The following is a 16,171-nucleotide window of genomic DNA, read 5'->3' on the forward strand; positions in this document are numbered from 1 at the left end:
CCCAGTCTTGCGTAATGAGAAGCATCGTGGGCGTGATCCCGCTCGTCACCTGGACGGTGTCCACCTCGCTGAGATCCCAGCCCCAGTCCTGCACTGTATCCTGCCCACTCCCCAGACCAAACACGTAGGTGTCACTGCCACCCCAATCGTACATGATGTCAGCGCCGGTGCCCCCGACATACCAGTCATTGCCCATGTCGCCCGACAAATAATCGCTGCCGCCCCCTCCAATCAGGACATCATTCCCGTCAAATCCATAGAGATAATCGCTTCCCGAAGTCCCGTTGAGATTGTCGTCACCTGGAGTCCCGTAGATATCAGCCATGATAGATCCTTCCTTCGGTTAACCGATGGTCAGGTTGGATTGAAGCTTCTCGCTTGTTTCTGCGAAGATTTCACGGTCATCAGAAACCGAACACATTGGAACGACAACAACTAACGCTCTTGCACATCCAAGACAATTCCGGCAGCGATATCTCCTATAAACAGGCGGAAGGCGCCTCCCTCCCAACCCTGGACTTGTGCTGTGAGGGCACTACTTGCAGCGGCAACAGATCCGAAATTGAGGCAAGCAATATTACGGGCACTTCCTACTTGGCTAGAACAGCCCACCCGCGAAATCACGCCCCTCCCTCCGGCATGGAGCAGAACCGATGAGATATCCACCTTCCTCTCCCACTCCGCCATGCACTTCTCCTCACGGCAAGGATAATACTCATATACTTACCATTTACTACTATTAGGAAAGCATTCTTTCACAGACGGCGAAGATTTTCTAGATCTTTCTCGCAAAACGTCGGCATCGACTGGCACATTAATACCTGTAATACATGCAGCCGTACGGAACCCGCTTCATGCGCACAGATCAGATCAGGGCAGAGGCCGCAGCCTAGCGGCTGAAGGATTGGCTTACAGGAAATAGGGAGAAGCGACCAAGGCGAGAAGAGCCATGAACAGACTCTTCCCGCATGAGCGCTGGCCAATTGGGGAGGGCTTACTTCTCTGCCGAAATGGGCGGCATATTGATGCCGACGCGTTCGAGCCCCATGATCACGGTCAGGGAGGACGGCGCGTGCTGCACGATGTCCTTTTGCACTTCGATGCGGCGCAAATCCACGAACTCGGGCGCGGTCAGGCCGAGGGATTCCCGATAGGCGCGGTCCGCAATGCCGCGCTGCCGTTCGGCCTTTTCACGCGACTCTTCCGCTTTCTGAAACTCCACCATGGTGATCTTGCGCTGTTCTTGAATGATGGTCTGAGTGGTCTGCTCGACCACGCCCTTGGGCGGGAGAATGCTGCCGACAACGACACGGTTCAGCCGCACCGGAATGCCCTGTTTCTCGATCAATTTGGTTTGCACTTCTTTGGCAATGGCATCCTGCAGCTTCTGTCTGGTGGTGGGATCGGTCGTCAACTGGAAGAGCGGATACTTTTGCACTTCTTCCCGCACAAACGTGCGGAACGCCTCTTTGGCATTATTGGCATACCAGTTCGGCCCATACTTGCTGATCAATTCCGGCGAGCGGCCTTCGATGACGTTGGCGATCAGGAACGCATCAAAGGAGACGGGCGCATTCTCCGCCGAAATGATATCGAAATGTTCCGCGTACTGAATGGGCCGGATATCGACATCGACCACCTTGGTCGTCGGCGCGACCCACAGGCGGCCCGTCTTCGTTGGCACCGGATCAACGCCGCCATGCCCGAAGAACGCCGGCTGCTCGACCAGGACCCCTTCATGCCCGGCTTCAATCGCCACACAGCCGGTCCCCGCGCCCACAACCCCGACGGCGAGAAGCATCCCCAGCATTCCACGCATGAGACTCTTCATACCACCCTCCTTTGGATTGCCACACTTTCACATGTCACAGCCTGGGTGAATGGGCTACCCCATCGCACAGGACGGTTTCGATGAGATACCTTACGAAGCAGGCCGGTTCGCTGTCAAACCAGACGGTCGCTCTGTGTGATGCCGCACTCGGGGAGCAAGAAGATAGAATCTGTAGGAAGCCCTGCGGCACGAAAAGTGGCCTTGACGCTACCCGAAATCGAACAACGTTACAGGATGTTCAAAATGGCCGTCCAGCAAGGCCGCAGCGAGGGAAGAGCGAGGCGTACTCAGCGCCGTACGTTGAGCCTCTGAGCGATGCGAGAACGCCGCTGGCGGACATTTTCAACATCCTGTTAAAACACTCCGGCTTGATGCTGGAGCCACCGCACATACTTGATGATTTGATCGACATCTTCGGGGGTCACGGCCTCGATTTTGGGCATGTTGCCGAATTCCCAATGATGCGCCTTCACCCCATTGGCCGCGGCCCGTTGAAAGGCGGCGTCGCCATGATGATTCGGCTCATAGATCTTATGCACCAGCGGAGGCCCCTGCTGGGTTCCCACTCCGCCCGCTCCATGGCAGGCTGAACAGTTGGCGGTGAACTTGGCCTCTCCCGGCTGGAGTTCGGCCGGCACGGCGGCGCTCGATTGGCTGCTCGCCGGCTTTGCCGGCGGCTCGCCCTGACTGCAGGCCGGCGCGACTCCGACGGAGAGCACCAAGAACCCCAGGCCAACGAATTGCGCGATCTTCATCTGCGGTCTACCCTTTATGCGAGGACTGATCCGGCGAGGCCGCCGGCTGGCCGAACTGCTCTTTAAGCATGGCCTGCGTCTTTGCCAAGGTCACGCGCCGATAGAGCCGCGCGCCGACCGGCACCAGCACGATCAATCCGATGGTCAGATACATGAAAAATTCTTCAGGAGACATGCCCACTCCGTTTCTGCCAAGGCTTACCCTACCGCATATGCGATGGGGTCCTCAACTCCCGCTTGTGCAAATCCCTGCTTGCGAATGACGCAGCTATCACAGCGCCCGCAGGCGACGGTTCCGATCGGATCGTAACAGCTATGCGTGAGCGCAAAGGGCACCTGCAGCTGCATCCCGGCTCGAATAATCTCCGCCTTCGACCGCATGAGCAGCGGCGCCCGCACTTCAATGCGCTGCCCCTCTACCCCGGCCTTGGTCCCCAGCGCCACCACCTGTTCGAATGCGCGAATGAACTCCGGACGGCAGTCCGGATAGCCGGAATAGTCGAGCACGTTGGCGCCAAAATAGATCACCCTCGCCCCCACCACCTCCGCATGCGCGGCGGCAAGGGATAAGAAAATGAGATTACGCCCCGGCACATAGGTGATGGGAATGCCGGCTGCGCGTGCCTCGTCAGGGCGATTCTTGGGCACGGCCAGGTCGTCGGTTAAGGCCGATCCGCCCAACGCCCGGAGATCGACCTCAATAACCAGATGACTCTGCGCGCCCAACGCCGCCGCGACTTGCTTGGCCCGCTCGATCTCTACCGCATGCCGCTGCCGGTAGGCGATGGTGAGCAGGTACAGCTCGAACCCGTCCTGCCGGGCCATCGCCGCGGTCACGGTGGAATCCAATCCGCCACTGGCAAGGACCACGGCGCGTGGACGGGTGGGTGACGGCGTCTCTTCGTTCACAGGCACAACGCTCCCGCCGCCGTCGGCACAGGACGCACGGCATGATCACGATGGATAGTGGAGTGAGCGCGGGAACACGGACAGGACGGCTTGCAGCGGAAGACCCGGCACAGGCGTTAGTCGCGGTCTTCTTCCTTCTCGATCTTTTCCAAGAGCTCGGCCTTCGACTGGCACTCGACGCAAAGCTTGGCAAAGAGCACGGCCTGCAACCGTTTTTCACTGATCTCGACGCCACATTCCGCACAGACGCCATAGGAGCCATCGCGCAACCGATTGAGCGCTTCGTCGATCGCTTGGCGCCGGCGATTGCGCATCTCCATGAGCGAGATGCCGAGTTCGCGATCCAAATCCATGAGGGCTTGATCCCCAACATCGCGTGCGGATTCCAGCCGGCGCTGCTGGTCTTCCGTCAAGGATTGGCCAAGATTCCCCTCGATTTCCTTGATGATCTCTTGCCGCTTGGTCATCAACATCTGGTACAGCGCATCCCGCCGGCGCTCCCGCTCTTCACGCTCCTTGGCCGTCTCTTTAGGCCGAACCGGCTCCACTTCAATGTGAACCGCGGCCGGCTTTTCAACCCGTGCGGCGGGGGTGCTCGTTTTCTTCATAGTCGTGCTTGATGATCCTGTTTTTGCTTTGGGAGTCGGTTTCTTCTTCGCGGAGGCTTTGGTTGCCATATCGTTGTACTCCTTCGGATGAGTCTGGGCAGCCAAAAAAGTCCGGCATCTATATCATGGCATGGGGGGTTTGACAAGGGCTTGTGGGGAGAAACCCTGATGGCCCTATGGATAGAGGATGGTCGAATGGACGTCGTACCCAGCTAACTTCTCCCGTCCCTTGAGATCTTTGAGTTCAACCAGAAAGTCGAGCCCGACGATCTCGCCGCCCAACTGACGGACAAGACTCACGGTGGCTTCGGCGGTGCCCCCCGTGGCCAGCAAGTCATCGACGATCAAAACTCGTTCGCCGATCGCAATGGCGTCGCGGTGAATCGCCAGTGAGTTCGATCCATACTCCAGGCTGTACTTGACCTCAAACCGATCAGCCGGCAGCTTCCCCGGCTTTCGCACGGGAACAAATCCAGCCCCAAGCCGGCCGGCAAGCACCCCGCCAAAAATAAATCCGCGCGATTCGATCCCGACCACCTTGGCAATGCCACGGCCTTGATAGCGGGCCACCAGCTCCTCCGTCAGGCTTCGGAAGGCCTCCGGATGTTTCAGAAGCGTCGTGATGTCGTAGAAAAGGATGCCGGGTTTCGGGAAATCCGGCACTTCACGGATGAGGGCTTTGTAATTGATCGCCGTCACGGGGTTAGAGCAAATCTGCTTGTGTCATGGTCTTCCGCGCAATGGTCCCACGAAGCCGAACCAGCGCCGTGGTTTCGATTTGGCGAACCCGCTCACGGGTCAGCCCCATCTCCCGGCCGATTTCTTCCAGGGTCTTGGCTTCATCGCCATCGAGCCCGAACCGCGACACAATAACAGTTTGCTCTTTCTCAGGCAACTCCGTAACCCAGCTCATGAGCTCGGCCCGGCGCCGAACCCCGTCCGCCGTCTCGTCGGGAGACTGGCAGAGCGGGTCCTCGATCACATCGCGCAAAAACATATCGGTGCCATCATTGATTGGGCTGTCCAGCGAACAGGTCGTGCGAACCAGCTGCTTCAGATCGATCACTTCGGCTTCGCTGGTCTTCATCTTCCGCGCCACTTCCTGCGAGGACGGCTCGCGGCCAAGTTCCTGGACCAACTGCTCCACTCGCCCCAAATACCGGTTCAGCCGCTCCACCACATGCACCGGCAACCGCACCAGCCGCCCTTGATTGATGATCGCGCGCTCGATGTACTGGCGAATCCACCAGGAGGCGTAGGTGCTGAACCGGAACCCGCGCTTGTAATTGAATTTCTCAACCGCCTTGATCAACCCGAGATTGCCCTCTTCCACGATATCGGAAAATGGAAATCCCCGGTTGATGTAGCGTTTCCCGATGCTGATCACCAGCCGCAAATTCGACTCGATCATCTGCTGCCGTGCCTGCTCATCGCCGGCAAGCACCCGCTTCCCCAGTTCCTGTTCCTGCTTAAACGACAGCAATGTCGAGCGCCGCACCTCGCGGAGATAGCTCTTGAGCGTATCGAGCCCTTCGGATCGATTCGAAGACTTCTCTTCCGGCTCAGGTCCGCTGCCGGCATCCGACAGATCGCCCTCGTCAGCCTCATGCCGGCGCGCTTCACTCAGATCCTGCAGCTCGTCTTCCTCTCGGCTCATATCCCGTGTCGTCCTTGACGGATTCCGCTAGTACCAGATTTGAAAATCCGTGAACCGCTCAGAGGGAGGATGCCACACCACCATCACCGCCGTCACGCGTGCCGCAGGCGGCCCCGTGTGCAACTCGGCCACCACCCCCTCAATGAGATCCTTCGAGCCCTCGACGTCCAACTCAACCCGCCCATCGTCGAGGTTGCGCACCCCGCCGACGAGTTTCCGTTGCGCTGCCACCCGGGCGGCAAACGCCCGGTATCCCACACCCTGTACTCGCCCGCTCACCAGGATGTGCGCTCGCACATGAGATGCCGCCCTGCAATCCGTCATGCTCTTCTTACAATCGGCTCACCGCACGAGGGCATCCTCTCACACCTCCCTGAACCCGTCACGCGTTTTACAAATCTGCGCGGAGGCGCACACGAGAAAAGGCTGCATTGAAAAGGAGTTGCCATTCCATGATGGTGACACCAGAAACGTGAACAGGGAAAGCAGAGGAGAGAAACGTCGCGGAGGGATCTGTCCCGTCGCCTCGGTGAAAGAATAGGCTGCGAGTGGAGCAGGAGAAGGGGAAGACCTACTGTAAGGTGTTTCTCCGGCGCCTCAATTCGCTACAGCGATACAGAAGCGCCGGTTCGCACGAGGTGCGGTTTGGTCGGGGCGAGAGGATTTGAACCTCCGACCCCTGCGTCCCGAACGCAGTGCGCTACCGGGCTGCGCTACGCCCCGACATGGCGTGAGAATCAAAACGGGAACCGGATTGTCTTACAAGATGGGGGTAAAACGCAAGTCGTGTGCGTCGGCCACTCCCTGACACGTCACCAGCCCATTTTTCAGGTTGACACCGCGCGCGAAACCTGGATCGGATTGGACCGCCCGATCGACGCCGTCCGAGGCCAGCCGCATGAGGTATGGAAGCGTCGCGTTCGTCAAGGCGAAGGTCGAGGTCCGCGGCACGATGCCCGGCATGTTCGCGACACAATAATGCAGCACGCCCTCGACGACATACACCGGATCGGAATGCGTGGTCGCCCTGGTCGTCTCGAAACAGCCGCCCTGATCGACGGACACATCCACCACCACCGCCCCCGGCTTCATGCGGGACAGCAGTGCGCGCGAGACCAGCCTCGGCGCCTTGGCGCCCGGCACCAGCACCGCGCCGATGACCAGATCCGCCTCGCACACGGCCTGTTCAATCGCCGCGTCGCTGACCGCGCGCGTCACGACCCGCCCCTGATAGAGATCGTCGAGATAGCGCAGCCGCTCGACATCCAAATTGATCACCGTCACCTGCGCGCCCAATCCGACGGCAATCCGCGTGGCGGCAGCGCCCACAATACCGGCGCCCAACACTACCACCTTGCCCGGCTCAACCCCCGGCACTCCGGCCAGCAAGACTCCGCGCCCCCCCTGAAGCTTTTCAAGATAATGCGCGCCCACCTGGACCGACATCCGTCCGGCAATTTCACTCATGGGCTTGAGCATGGGCAGGCTGCCGTCTTTCGCCACCGTTGTTTCGTAGGCAATCGCCGTGATCTTCGCGTCCAATAACACCCTGGTCAGTTCCGGAAGCGACGCAAGATGCAGATAGGTGAAGAGCACCTGGCCAGGACGAAAGAGCGCGCATTCGGACAAGAGAGGCTCTTTCACTTTGACGATCAGCTCCGCCTTTTGAAAGACCTCTTCCTTCGACGAGGCCAGCGATGCGCCCGCCCGCCGGTATTCGTCATCGTGAAATCCGCTTCCGAGCCCGGCGGAAGGCTCCACCCACACCGTATGTCCGGCCTTGCGGAGCGCCGCCGCGCCGTCAGGGGTCAGACTCACGCGATATTCGTGGTCTTTGATTTCCTTGGGAACGCCGATGATCATCGTGAATCCTATAGCGCTGGACGCAATGGACGACCGGTCATGATTTCATAGGCCTCTGCCAGCGTCCCGACTTCTGTGATTTTGATCGATCGTGCCATTCCTTTATCGGTAATAGCAAATGTGTTTTGTCCGGCGGGGAGCACCATCTCATGGATATTCCGCATCATGTGACACCCGTCGATTTTATGCTCTAACCCGCCCACCGGCCCCACAACCAAATTCATATCGATGGTGCCAGAAATACAGACATCCGTTCGCACGGGATCGCCGAGTAATGCGGCAGCGACCGCGACCGCCCACGCGGCACCGGCGCTGGGGCCATCTATTTGCTCACCCATGTGCAGAATCGACCCCACCGGCATCGTCAACTGTGCCTGCACGAATCGCGGATCATAGTTGACCGCCTTAGCCGCGGCGAGCACCGCCACCGCAAACGTCTGCCTCGGCACATTTTGAAAATGGTGGTCGGTTCCCAGGTAAGGCCCGTTTCCCGCCGCCCAATGGGCCAAGTCCACCTGAACCAGCGCGATATCGCCTTGATTGGGCTGGCTCCAGCCTTTTGCGGCAAGAGAGGACGAGATCCGTGTGACATAGAGGTTAGGGACCGTCCGGGAGGATGGTTCAAACGGCCGCGACGATAATTGCGGCGCGACTCGTTGAATTGGGACCGGAATGGCGCCCGCCTGTTTCTGCACAGACTCAATGGAACCCCGCGCCGCCGAGGTTGGCGCCGATTGCAGTTCGGGCAGAGGGCCAACCTCCCGGCACCCGGCCCCTCCCCTGTCACTAAAGAGCACGTTTCCGTCAGCCTGTTTGCATTTCCATAAATCGGCGTACCCGTCTCCAGGAATCCCCACACATACTGAGAGCATCCCCATCGTCAGGCCCAACGCATGGCTCCTCATGACCGAATTCCTCCTGATTCCTCATCTAAATATAGCAGAGCAATCCGCGCGGCTGGACAGCCGAAAAACCCCTGGTGTAAGATGCGCCCGCCCACTGAACGTTTCCCTCTCAATGAAGGAGGCACGCATGGACCTCGCAGCTGGATCGTGTCATGCCTGTCAGGAATCGGCAGGCCCCGTCATTAAGTACTCATTGGGAAAGGACTTTTTCGGCCGTCCCTATGACCGGCTCTCTCCCTCTGCGGACCAAAGTCCGAAGTGGTATTGCGAGACCTGCTCCATGCACAAAACCTTGCAGCGAGACTTCCGCGATATCCGTACCGAATACGACAAACTGACTGCGGCCCAGAGCTCTGAACTCTCCAAAGGAGAAGAGTTTCGCCGGGCCTTCCTTCGCCTCCGGGAAATCCTGACAATCCTGGACGCGCAACCAGGCCGGTCTCCGTTTCTTTCAAGCCCTGACGTGCTGCTCCTCATGGAGCGGCTCAACACCGCCACCATGCCGGCCTAACCTGGAACACACCCATGCCTGGCTTCGCACGACATATTTTCGTCTGTACCAACCAACGCTCAGCGGATGATCCCCGCGGTAGCTGCTCCAAGCTCGGCTCACAGGCCTTGCATGAGGTCTTCAAGCAAGAAACGAAGCGGCTGAATTTAAAAGGGACCGTCCGCGCCAACAAAGCCGGCTGCCTCGACCGCTGTGCCGAAGGGCCCAGCGTCGTTATTTATCCCGAAGGCGTCTGGTACTCGGTGAAGACCGAGGCCGATGTAAAAGAAATCATGGAACGCCACGTGGTGCAGGGTGAGGTGGTGACCAGGCTGGTCATGCCCGATCATCCCGCTCCGGCGACACTCCCTCCGCTCAAATCCTAAGGCGGCCAATTCCAGCATCCGGCAATGAGGGTCCATGGCAGTTGAAGAAAAATGGAAAGCCAACCAGGAAAAAGTGGCCTTCACCAAACAGTTTCCTGGCCTGACGTTGGACTGGCACACCTGCCAGGGCAAAACCATCCAAGCCGTGGTTCCCTTAACCGGGAAACAGGGTGCCGCCGTGGTCGTATTTACCGACGGATCATTTACCGTCGTTCCACCGCTTACGCCGGAACCCTGGGAGCTGGGCCAGGCGCTCGTCGATGCTCGGACTCAGCTTGAACCGAAACATCCCGAGGCCTATGTGGAGTATGATCGCCTGGTCAAAAAAGATCGGGAGGCGTTGAAATCAGCCCGAGTGGAAAAGATCATGGGCGCGATTCAGAATAATCTGGAGCAGATTCCCGAACTCAAAGATCGGTTGAAAGAACTCGTGAAGGAGTGGAAGTGAGCAGTCTCCCCAACAAAAACATGTTCGAGATCTTCTCGCAAGGTCTCTTCGAAGGAGTCAAGCCTATGATGGTCATTCGCGATCACCTCGTCCGCCATCCCGACCGCTGCATGCACAACGGGATCTGCATCCCCATTTGCCCGACCAGCGCCTGGCTTTCGACACCGCCGTACAAATTCGACCCCTCCCGCTGCCTGGAAAGCTGCCGCCTCTGCCTGGATGCCTGCCCCTCGCAAGCGATCTTCGGGGTATTCAAAAAGGGCGAGAAACTGCTGGAGCCGCAAAAGAAGTAAGCGAGACGCGCAGGCAGCAGGCAATCGCCTGCTGCCTGCAGCCGTTGACTATGGGGCCAGAGTAAAGTCCTGGTTCAGATTATCACCCGCAGAAATATTCACGGATAACGGCGTCGGGTTCTGGGTCGCGTACGCCGTGGTGGGCGTCTGCGCGGAACCTTGAACGGTATACCACCCAGCTACTGCCCCCTGAGATGTTGCACTCGGTACAATCGGCAAGGGACCGTACGTGGCAAGCGAAGGGGCTACGATGGGTAGAACTAATCCATACCCATAATCGCCCACTGGTACTGCGCCGTCATTGACCGTAGCGACCTGCGATCTCACCGTTACAGTCGGCCCACCAGTAAGTGCCTGCTTCGCGGCAACAACAACCGTCGCATCATCGCGATCATCAACCGCGGGTGGAGGCGGCGGGTTGATCAACGTCACCGTGTCGCCGATTGTGTGAAATGCGGAGGGCGGCAACGAAAACGGCTGCGCCTGAGTGCTGATTGGAGTGATGCTTGCGCTGCTTGAGACCGGCACTCCAGTTATAACGGCTGTCGCACAGCAGGTATTTGTCGGGCTGTTTCGCGCCGTGATCACCACATCGTAGTTTGCCGGGTAGTCACCAGGTAACGGATAGCCAGGCAACCGGGGAAGAAAGAATTCCCCGGTTTGGGGATTCGGCACCGTCGCACGAACAATTTCACCATTCCTCTGAGCCGACACCACGACGTTGTAGGTAAGCAGATTCGTGGCGACAAAACCTTTGATCCCGTTCAGCACGTATGGGATAGCCTTGATCACGGGTTTCAGTTTGTATCCGCCATTTCCCGTCTTTACAATGGATTGGCAGGCATCGAAGTCCAGCAACAGATCAACTCGCTGTCCGGAAGGCACGTCGAACTCGTTTATCAGCTTAATCCCAGACTGAACCGCGCTGGGTGTGTCGAGCGGAATTCTATTGCTAGGATCATTAGGATCTTGGCCCTCAAGGATAATCCAATTATTATTTCTCTCCAAGACTAGCCGCACTTGCGTATAGCGTCCCGCCGCCAATGACGTCTGGCCAAGACTCTCTAGTGCACCATTAGGCTGCGTCGGATCATTGAGACTCAGCAGATTGATTGGCCTCGGTGAGGGAAGCACGATGTCGGTCCATCCGGCGCTGTTTTCGTCAGCTGAACTACTCTGATGGACCCGCACCTTGCTGACCGTGACATTCACCTGGTCGTAGCCGCAGGCTGGCGCGTCCGTGAGCGACACACTTAATGTGCCGGGTTGCGCAGTGGCTGCGGGTCCCCCGTCTCCCCCGCCACTGCATCCAACCGCGAGCGCCGTGAGCATGAAGCCCATTGCCCCTACCAACCCTTTGTATTTGCCCGTCCATACATTCATGTTGCACCGCCTATGGCTATAGGATTGACGATCTCATTCGGCCCACTTCACCTGATCAAGGTTCGCAAGGACCATGCTATTTCACGATTGCGCCGAATGACAACCACTACCCTCCTTGTAGGGGAGCAGGCGCTAACAACGGAATTATTCCAATTGATTCAACCTGTTACGAATTCCAAAACGCCGGAACTCTGAGAGTGAAGACACAACTTGAATCTTCTGGCCCTCACATGCGCTGACTGGATTTCCCTACAGTCTACAATGGGGACATGAATGGATTCGGCAACAGATTTATCGAAGGGTAGGCAGGAGATCCGCGAACAAGACATAGCGGTGCGCGAGCGTAGAAATCCCCTCGCCAGATCTCGATCGCTCTTAATTTTCAGGATGCCGCGATACAGGGCATGCTAACTGATTTGTTTCCGTAACCGTCCCCAGTAGGCCGTACCGACATACCCGCAGGCGCCGGTGAAGGTCGTGAGGGCCATGATTTGGTAGACTGTGCTGCGCGGAATTTTTACTTTGACCGCGGGATTCAGCAGATCCGGCGAATGCAGCACCAGCTTGAGGGATTCGCCCCCGGAGAGAATCGGCCACATGCAAGACAGCCGCAATCGCATTTCGTGGCGCGGGATCGACATCGTATAGAGCCAGCCCTGATCGAGATGCTCCGTAGCCATGCGCACAAGCTGGCTTAAGACAGGCCTGAAACGAGACAGATTCTGTTGCGCCAACAAATCACGAGGCTGAAGTCCTGCCTCGGCGAGCATGGTCTCCGGAATATAGCAGCGCCCCTTCTGCAGATCGTGCGCGATGTCTTTGACAATATTGGTGAGCTGCAACCCCTTGCCGAATCGCACGCCGACCTCGGACATGTGCCGCACGTTCCATGATGCCAGCGCCGGGCGATGGGCGCACATGAGATCGGTCCAGAACTCGCCGACACACCCGGCGACGTAGTACGTGTAGCGATCCAGGTCGTCCACCGTCTTGAGGGCCACCAGCTCATCGGCGGATGTTCCGGGAAAGACCCTGAGGTCCATCTCCATCCCCTGCGTCAACGTCCGCATGAGCCGCTGCACTCGATCGCGGTCATCCTGGGAAAATGATTCGAAGACATGGAAGCAGTCTTCCAGCCGTTCGAGCAACACCCGCTCAGATGAGTCCTGCTGGAGCGGCCCGACCGCGCGCTGAATGTTCTGCACCTGCGCCCAGGCAATGCGATCGCCGGCAAACTGCCCCCGGAACTGGCTGAGAAACTCCATCCGCCGGGATCGTTCGACCAACTCGGTATCCGCAATCGTATCGGCGGCTCTAGCAAACAGATACGCCAGCCCGAGCTGATCCCGCACATTGGCAGGCACCACAGCCAACGTCGTGTAAAACAGACGGGACACACTCTTCAGAAGCTCGCCCAGAAGTTCTCGTTTAGCAGCCATCGCGCGTCCGACCGACTTATGGTTTCACTTCCAGCTTGCCTTCCATCCCCTTGTCCCGATGGCTGGGCAGAGGCCAAAGACGTTTATCGCAGTAGATGGGAAAGACTCCGGGCTGACTCGGCGTAAACCGGATGATCACCGTTTTCCCGGCGCCCACATCCTGTTCAATCGCCAATTCTTTGATCACAAAATTGTGCGGCGTGATGCTCGTCACACTGACCAGCGTAAGTTCCACCGGCTTCCCGGATTGGACTACCACATGATTCGGCGAATAGGCATAGCTATCAAGGGTCACTGTGGCGCGCTGCACTCCGTCAGCCTCCATAGGAACAACAAACGGAGGACCGAATTGAGGAACATCCGTAGCCTGCCCGCTCGACACGGGCATCGCCAGCAGCAATCCGACAAGCCCCATGCGACGAAAACACTTCATGCCGCCTCCTCGATGAGACCCTTCTAACAGGAAGATCGAGAAGGGGTCAACTTTGCCTCACAGTTTCAAAGACTTCTGCCATCTTGACCTTATCCGGAACGGTCTTATTCTTTCACCACGTCCCGAGCGAATCGATGCGATGCATTTCAGGCGAGCGGTTTGTGTATAATCATAGGAACTCAGTCACTCGCCGCCGATACAAGGCGAGTGTTTGTCTCCAAGGAGGATCTCGATGAAGTGGATGAAGGGTATGTTCCTGCTGTTTGCGGCCAATATTCTGATCATGGTGACGCTCTCGCTCACCGTGCCGCTCGTCATAAATTTCGTGCTCCCGCTGTTCGGAATCGACGTGCGAGGATCGGTCGATCTCAGCTCGCTGGTCTGGGCGCTCATTCTCGGGTTCGGCGGCGCCTTCATCAGTCTGGCCTTCTCCAAACAAATGGCCCGTGCCATGCTCGACTGCCAGCAGATTACGCAACCGCGCTCCCAAGCTGAACACGTGATCTACGGCTCGGTTCAGGAGATTGCCCAACGGCTGGGCATTACCATGCCGGAAGTGTGGATCTACGATTCTCCGGATCCCAACGCCTTTGCCACCGGCCCCAGCAAAAACAATTCGATGGTGGCCGTTTCAACGGGGCTGCTCCAGAATTTGAAGGAAGATGAGGTCAAGGCAGTCCTGGCTCATGAAATGGGCCATGTGTACAACGGAGACATGTTTGCCACGACCGTGTTGGCCGGGTTGATGAACACGTTTGTCTATTACATCTCCATGTGGGTGCGCCGGTTCTTTGCCGAGCGGGATCAAGCCGCGCTGGGTTTTGGGTTGTCCATCGTGCTGCAGATCGTCGTCAGCGTCCTGGCTTCCGTCGTGATCAGCTGGTTCTCGCGCCATCGTGAATATGGCGCCGATGCCTTTTCCGCCAAGGTCTACGGCAAAGACTCGATGATCTCCGCCCTGCGCGCGATCGATCGATGGGTGTCACGCGCACAGGTCGAATACTCGACGCAGGATGCCCTGGCGACGATGAAGATCTCCGGCAAGTCATCGGGATTCATGCATCTCTTCGCTACGCATCCGCCGATTGAAGAACGGATCGCCGCCCTCGAACGGCTGTAACCGGGATGAGGCCCATCATGAAGACGCTGCTCACCGCGACATCAATCGTAGCGCTCACGAGCGGTCTCATGATGGCCGTCCCTGACGCGCAGGCCGAACAGAAAGGACCACTGATGGCAGCGAAAACGGCGGGCGTCTATGACTTCACGCTGAACGATATCGACGGCAAACCGGTGAATCTCGGACAGTACAAAGGCAAGGTGCTGCTCGTCGTGAACACGGCCAGCTTCTGCGGTAACACGCCGCAATATACGGATCTGGAGTCCCTCTACGAGCACTACCGCGACAAAGGGTTTGAAGTACTGGCCTTCCCCGCGAACAACTTCGGCCAGCAGGAACCTGGCACGAACGAGGAGATCAAGGGCTTTTGCCTCACCAAGTACAGCGTGAGCTTCCCCCTCTTCAGCAAAATCAGCGTGAAAGGCGACGACAAGCACCCGCTCTACCGCTACCTGACCGAGCACAGCCCCTTCCCCGGCGAGGTGGAGTGGAACTTCCAGAAATATCTTGTTGACCGATCAGGCCACGTCGTGGCCCGCTTCCCCCACCGGATGAAACCTTCGTCGCCCGAGATTACCAAAGAGGTGGAACGGGCCTTGGCCGCCCAATAGACCGCGTCAGGCTTTGCGGTAAAACGCTATGTGTTGGCGGTATTCCTGAATCGCCGCTCCTAATGCGGCTCCCCCACGAGGAATGTTGACGTCAAGCGTCTCCTCGATGGCCGGATCGTCGATTTCTACCTCATAGCGATCCTGAATATTGGTCCGTACCGGCCCCCCCTGCGTGATATCCCGCGGCATGAAGATCTCTTTCCACACCTCTTTCTCCACGAGACACACGTCCCGGAATCGTTCAAACAGCAAGGTCAACTTTTCCGGATCGGTAATCTTGATACGATCGCCCATAGTCGTGCCTGCTCCTTCTTGATCGTCCTAGTCTGGCTGTATGGAAATTATGGCCGAGGCGCTACAGCAGGCCGGTCGGTGATGGTAAAGCGCAGCGTACCCACTTGATTGACGGCATGAAACGACTGTTGCCCCAGCGGGGCAATGAAGAGCTTTACCAGGTAGGTGCCCAGCGGCCACTGCTCGCCTGGCCGCTTCAGCTCAAGAAACCCATACCGTTCATAGCCCGGCAACTCCAGAATGTCCTTGCCGAAGGGCTTCGACGGCAGCGCCCCGCCCTCTCCTTCAAGAAACCATTGGGCGCTGAATTGCGTGGGATCTTCGAGCGGAGCCGATTCAAACACGATGTAGATCGCCGGGGTCTCCGGCGGAAACTCGGAGGCCGGATCGACGGGCTTCAAGCGGGGATCCTGCGTATACCATCCCTTTCGCCCGAAGGTATCCCACTCAACCTCATACCCCTTGGCCATCTTGATCCAGGTGAACAGGGACTGGGGAATGCCTTTTTTCTGATCGTCGAATGAGGGGCTCTGGGTCGAACCGATCTCCGTCGTTTCCTGCTCCTTCTGCGGCATCAAATCCTTCGCGCCGGCCCCTGCCGCAACGAGCATCCCCACGAACAGACCGCCGATCGGCCACAAGAGCCCCCACCGAAACCATCTCTTTTCCTCTCGGCTCATCCCTGCCATCCTCGTTCTCATACTGGCTATGGTATCGAGTGCATCGTGGAGGGTCAACCGTCTGTC

General features: G+C 58.2%; 22 protein-coding genes and 1 tRNA gene. 6 read left to right on the plus strand and 17 right to left on the minus strand.

Translation table 11 applies throughout. From position 1 onward, the window contains the following. From RI101_00225 to RI101_00280, 12 genes are all read right to left on the minus strand, one after another. Nucleotides 1-325: hypothetical protein (locus RI101_00225; protein MEC4888459.1), on the minus strand; the 325-nt coding region annotated here is incomplete at its 3' end. Nucleotides 326-994: 669 nt separating this feature from the next. Then, complete coding sequence (locus tag RI101_00230) at nucleotides 995-1,831, minus strand: SPFH domain-containing protein (protein MEC4888460.1); 837 nt, start codon at nucleotides 1,829-1,831, stop codon at nucleotides 995-997. 353 nt (nucleotides 1,832-2,184) lie between these two features. Further along, entirely contained in the window at nucleotides 2,185-2,586 is a 402-nt protein-coding gene (locus RI101_00235; protein ID MEC4888461.1) for a cytochrome c, read from the minus strand. Between the two features lie 7 nt (nucleotides 2,587-2,593). Beyond that, nucleotides 2,594-2,761, minus strand: coding sequence for a hypothetical protein (locus RI101_00240; protein MEC4888462.1), 168 nt, complete (start codon nucleotides 2,759-2,761; stop codon nucleotides 2,594-2,596). Between the two features lie 23 nt (nucleotides 2,762-2,784). Beyond that, nucleotides 2,785-3,501 carry a 7-cyano-7-deazaguanine synthase QueC gene (queC, locus tag RI101_00245; protein ID MEC4888463.1) on the minus strand — a complete coding sequence of 239 codons (717 nt, stop codon included), beginning with the start codon at nucleotides 3,499-3,501 and terminating at the stop codon, nucleotides 2,785-2,787. A 110-nt stretch (nucleotides 3,502-3,611) separates the two neighbouring features. Further along, a complete protein-coding gene (locus RI101_00250; GenBank protein ID MEC4888464.1) occupies nucleotides 3,612-4,172 on the minus strand; it encodes a TraR/DksA family transcriptional regulator in 561 nt (186 codons plus the stop codon). A 105-nt stretch (nucleotides 4,173-4,277) separates the two neighbouring features. Then, nucleotides 4,278-4,802, minus strand: a complete 525-nt coding sequence (locus tag RI101_00255; protein ID MEC4888465.1) for an adenine phosphoribosyltransferase — start codon at nucleotides 4,800-4,802, stop codon at nucleotides 4,278-4,280. Between the two features lie 4 nt (nucleotides 4,803-4,806). Continuing rightward, nucleotides 4,807-5,760, minus strand: a complete 954-nt coding sequence (locus RI101_00260) for a sigma-70 family RNA polymerase sigma factor (GenBank protein MEC4888466.1) — start codon at nucleotides 5,758-5,760, stop codon at nucleotides 4,807-4,809. A 27-nt stretch (nucleotides 5,761-5,787) separates the two neighbouring features. Further along, the gene (locus tag RI101_00265; protein ID MEC4888467.1) at nucleotides 5,788-6,057 is read right to left on the minus strand and encodes an acylphosphatase; all 270 of its coding nucleotides are present in this window, start codon (nucleotides 6,055-6,057) and stop codon (nucleotides 5,788-5,790) included. Nucleotides 6,058-6,406: 349 nt separating this feature from the next. Continuing rightward, nucleotides 6,407-6,483 (minus strand) — tRNA-Pro (locus RI101_00270). A gap of 36 nt (nucleotides 6,484-6,519) precedes the next feature. Further along, entirely contained in the window at nucleotides 6,520-7,623 is a 1,104-nt protein-coding gene (gene ald, locus RI101_00275) for an alanine dehydrogenase (GenBank protein ID MEC4888468.1), read from the minus strand. An 8-nt stretch (nucleotides 7,624-7,631) separates the two neighbouring features. Then, nucleotides 7,632-8,528 (minus strand): S16 family serine protease, encoded by an 897-nt coding sequence (locus tag RI101_00280; protein MEC4888469.1) that lies wholly within the window; start codon nucleotides 8,526-8,528, stop codon nucleotides 7,632-7,634. A gap of 127 nt (nucleotides 8,529-8,655) precedes the next feature. On the opposite strand from RI101_00280, the gene RI101_00285 reads away from it, so the two are divergent. The 4 genes from RI101_00285 (at nucleotide 8,656) to RI101_00300 (ending at nucleotide 10,145) form a co-directional block, all read left to right on the plus strand. After that, nucleotides 8,656-9,039 carry a hypothetical protein gene (locus tag RI101_00285; GenBank protein MEC4888470.1) on the plus strand — a complete coding sequence of 128 codons (384 nt, stop codon included), beginning with the start codon at nucleotides 8,656-8,658 and terminating at the stop codon, nucleotides 9,037-9,039. Nucleotides 9,040-9,053: 14 nt separating this feature from the next. Then, nucleotides 9,054-9,404, plus strand: a complete 351-nt coding sequence (locus RI101_00290; protein ID MEC4888471.1) for a (2Fe-2S) ferredoxin domain-containing protein — start codon at nucleotides 9,054-9,056, stop codon at nucleotides 9,402-9,404. Between the two features lie 34 nt (nucleotides 9,405-9,438). Beyond that, the gene (locus tag RI101_00295; protein MEC4888472.1) at nucleotides 9,439-9,852 is read left to right on the plus strand and encodes a transcription factor IIS helical bundle-like domain-containing protein; all 414 of its coding nucleotides are present in this window, start codon (nucleotides 9,439-9,441) and stop codon (nucleotides 9,850-9,852) included. A 65-nt stretch (nucleotides 9,853-9,917) separates the two neighbouring features. After that, on the plus strand, nucleotides 9,918-10,145 hold the full coding sequence (locus tag RI101_00300; protein ID MEC4888473.1) for a hypothetical protein: 228 nt from the start codon (nucleotides 9,918-9,920) through the stop codon (nucleotides 10,143-10,145). A 48-nt stretch (nucleotides 10,146-10,193) separates the two neighbouring features. Here RI101_00300 and RI101_00305 read toward each other — a convergent pair whose 3' ends face one another. From RI101_00305 to RI101_00315, 3 genes are all read right to left on the minus strand, one after another. After that, a complete protein-coding gene (locus RI101_00305) occupies nucleotides 10,194-11,528 on the minus strand; it encodes a DUF4382 domain-containing protein (protein MEC4888474.1) in 1,335 nt (444 codons plus the stop codon). 407 nt (nucleotides 11,529-11,935) lie between these two features. Continuing rightward, the gene (locus RI101_00310) at nucleotides 11,936-12,967 is read right to left on the minus strand and encodes a phytoene/squalene synthase family protein (GenBank protein MEC4888475.1); all 1,032 of its coding nucleotides are present in this window, start codon (nucleotides 12,965-12,967) and stop codon (nucleotides 11,936-11,938) included. A 16-nt stretch (nucleotides 12,968-12,983) separates the two neighbouring features. Then, a complete protein-coding gene (locus RI101_00315) occupies nucleotides 12,984-13,400 on the minus strand; it encodes a cupredoxin domain-containing protein (GenBank protein ID MEC4888476.1) in 417 nt (138 codons plus the stop codon). Nucleotides 13,401-13,632: 232 nt separating this feature from the next. Between RI101_00315 and htpX the strand changes: the two genes are divergently transcribed. Both htpX and RI101_00325 read left to right on the plus strand, forming a co-directional pair. After that, nucleotides 13,633-14,520, plus strand: a complete 888-nt coding sequence (gene htpX / locus RI101_00320) for a protease HtpX (protein ID MEC4888477.1) — start codon at nucleotides 13,633-13,635, stop codon at nucleotides 14,518-14,520. A 113-nt stretch (nucleotides 14,521-14,633) separates the two neighbouring features. Next, the gene (locus RI101_00325; protein MEC4888478.1) at nucleotides 14,634-15,131 is read left to right on the plus strand and encodes a glutathione peroxidase; all 498 of its coding nucleotides are present in this window, start codon (nucleotides 14,634-14,636) and stop codon (nucleotides 15,129-15,131) included. A gap of 6 nt (nucleotides 15,132-15,137) precedes the next feature. Here RI101_00325 and RI101_00330 read toward each other — a convergent pair whose 3' ends face one another. Together RI101_00330 and RI101_00335 are read right to left on the minus strand one after the other, a co-directional pair. Beyond that, complete coding sequence (locus RI101_00330; protein MEC4888479.1) at nucleotides 15,138-15,425, minus strand: hypothetical protein; 288 nt, start codon at nucleotides 15,423-15,425, stop codon at nucleotides 15,138-15,140. A gap of 47 nt (nucleotides 15,426-15,472) precedes the next feature. Then, the gene (locus tag RI101_00335) at nucleotides 15,473-16,105 is read right to left on the minus strand and encodes a hypothetical protein (protein MEC4888480.1); all 633 of its coding nucleotides are present in this window, start codon (nucleotides 16,103-16,105) and stop codon (nucleotides 15,473-15,475) included. Nucleotides 16,106-16,171: the final 66 nt, after the last annotated feature.

Origin of the sequence: Nitrospira sp. (assembly GCA_035968315.1) — a bacterium.
In the GTDB taxonomy this organism is placed as follows: Bacteria; Nitrospirota; Nitrospiria; order Nitrospirales; family Nitrospiraceae; genus Nitrospira_D.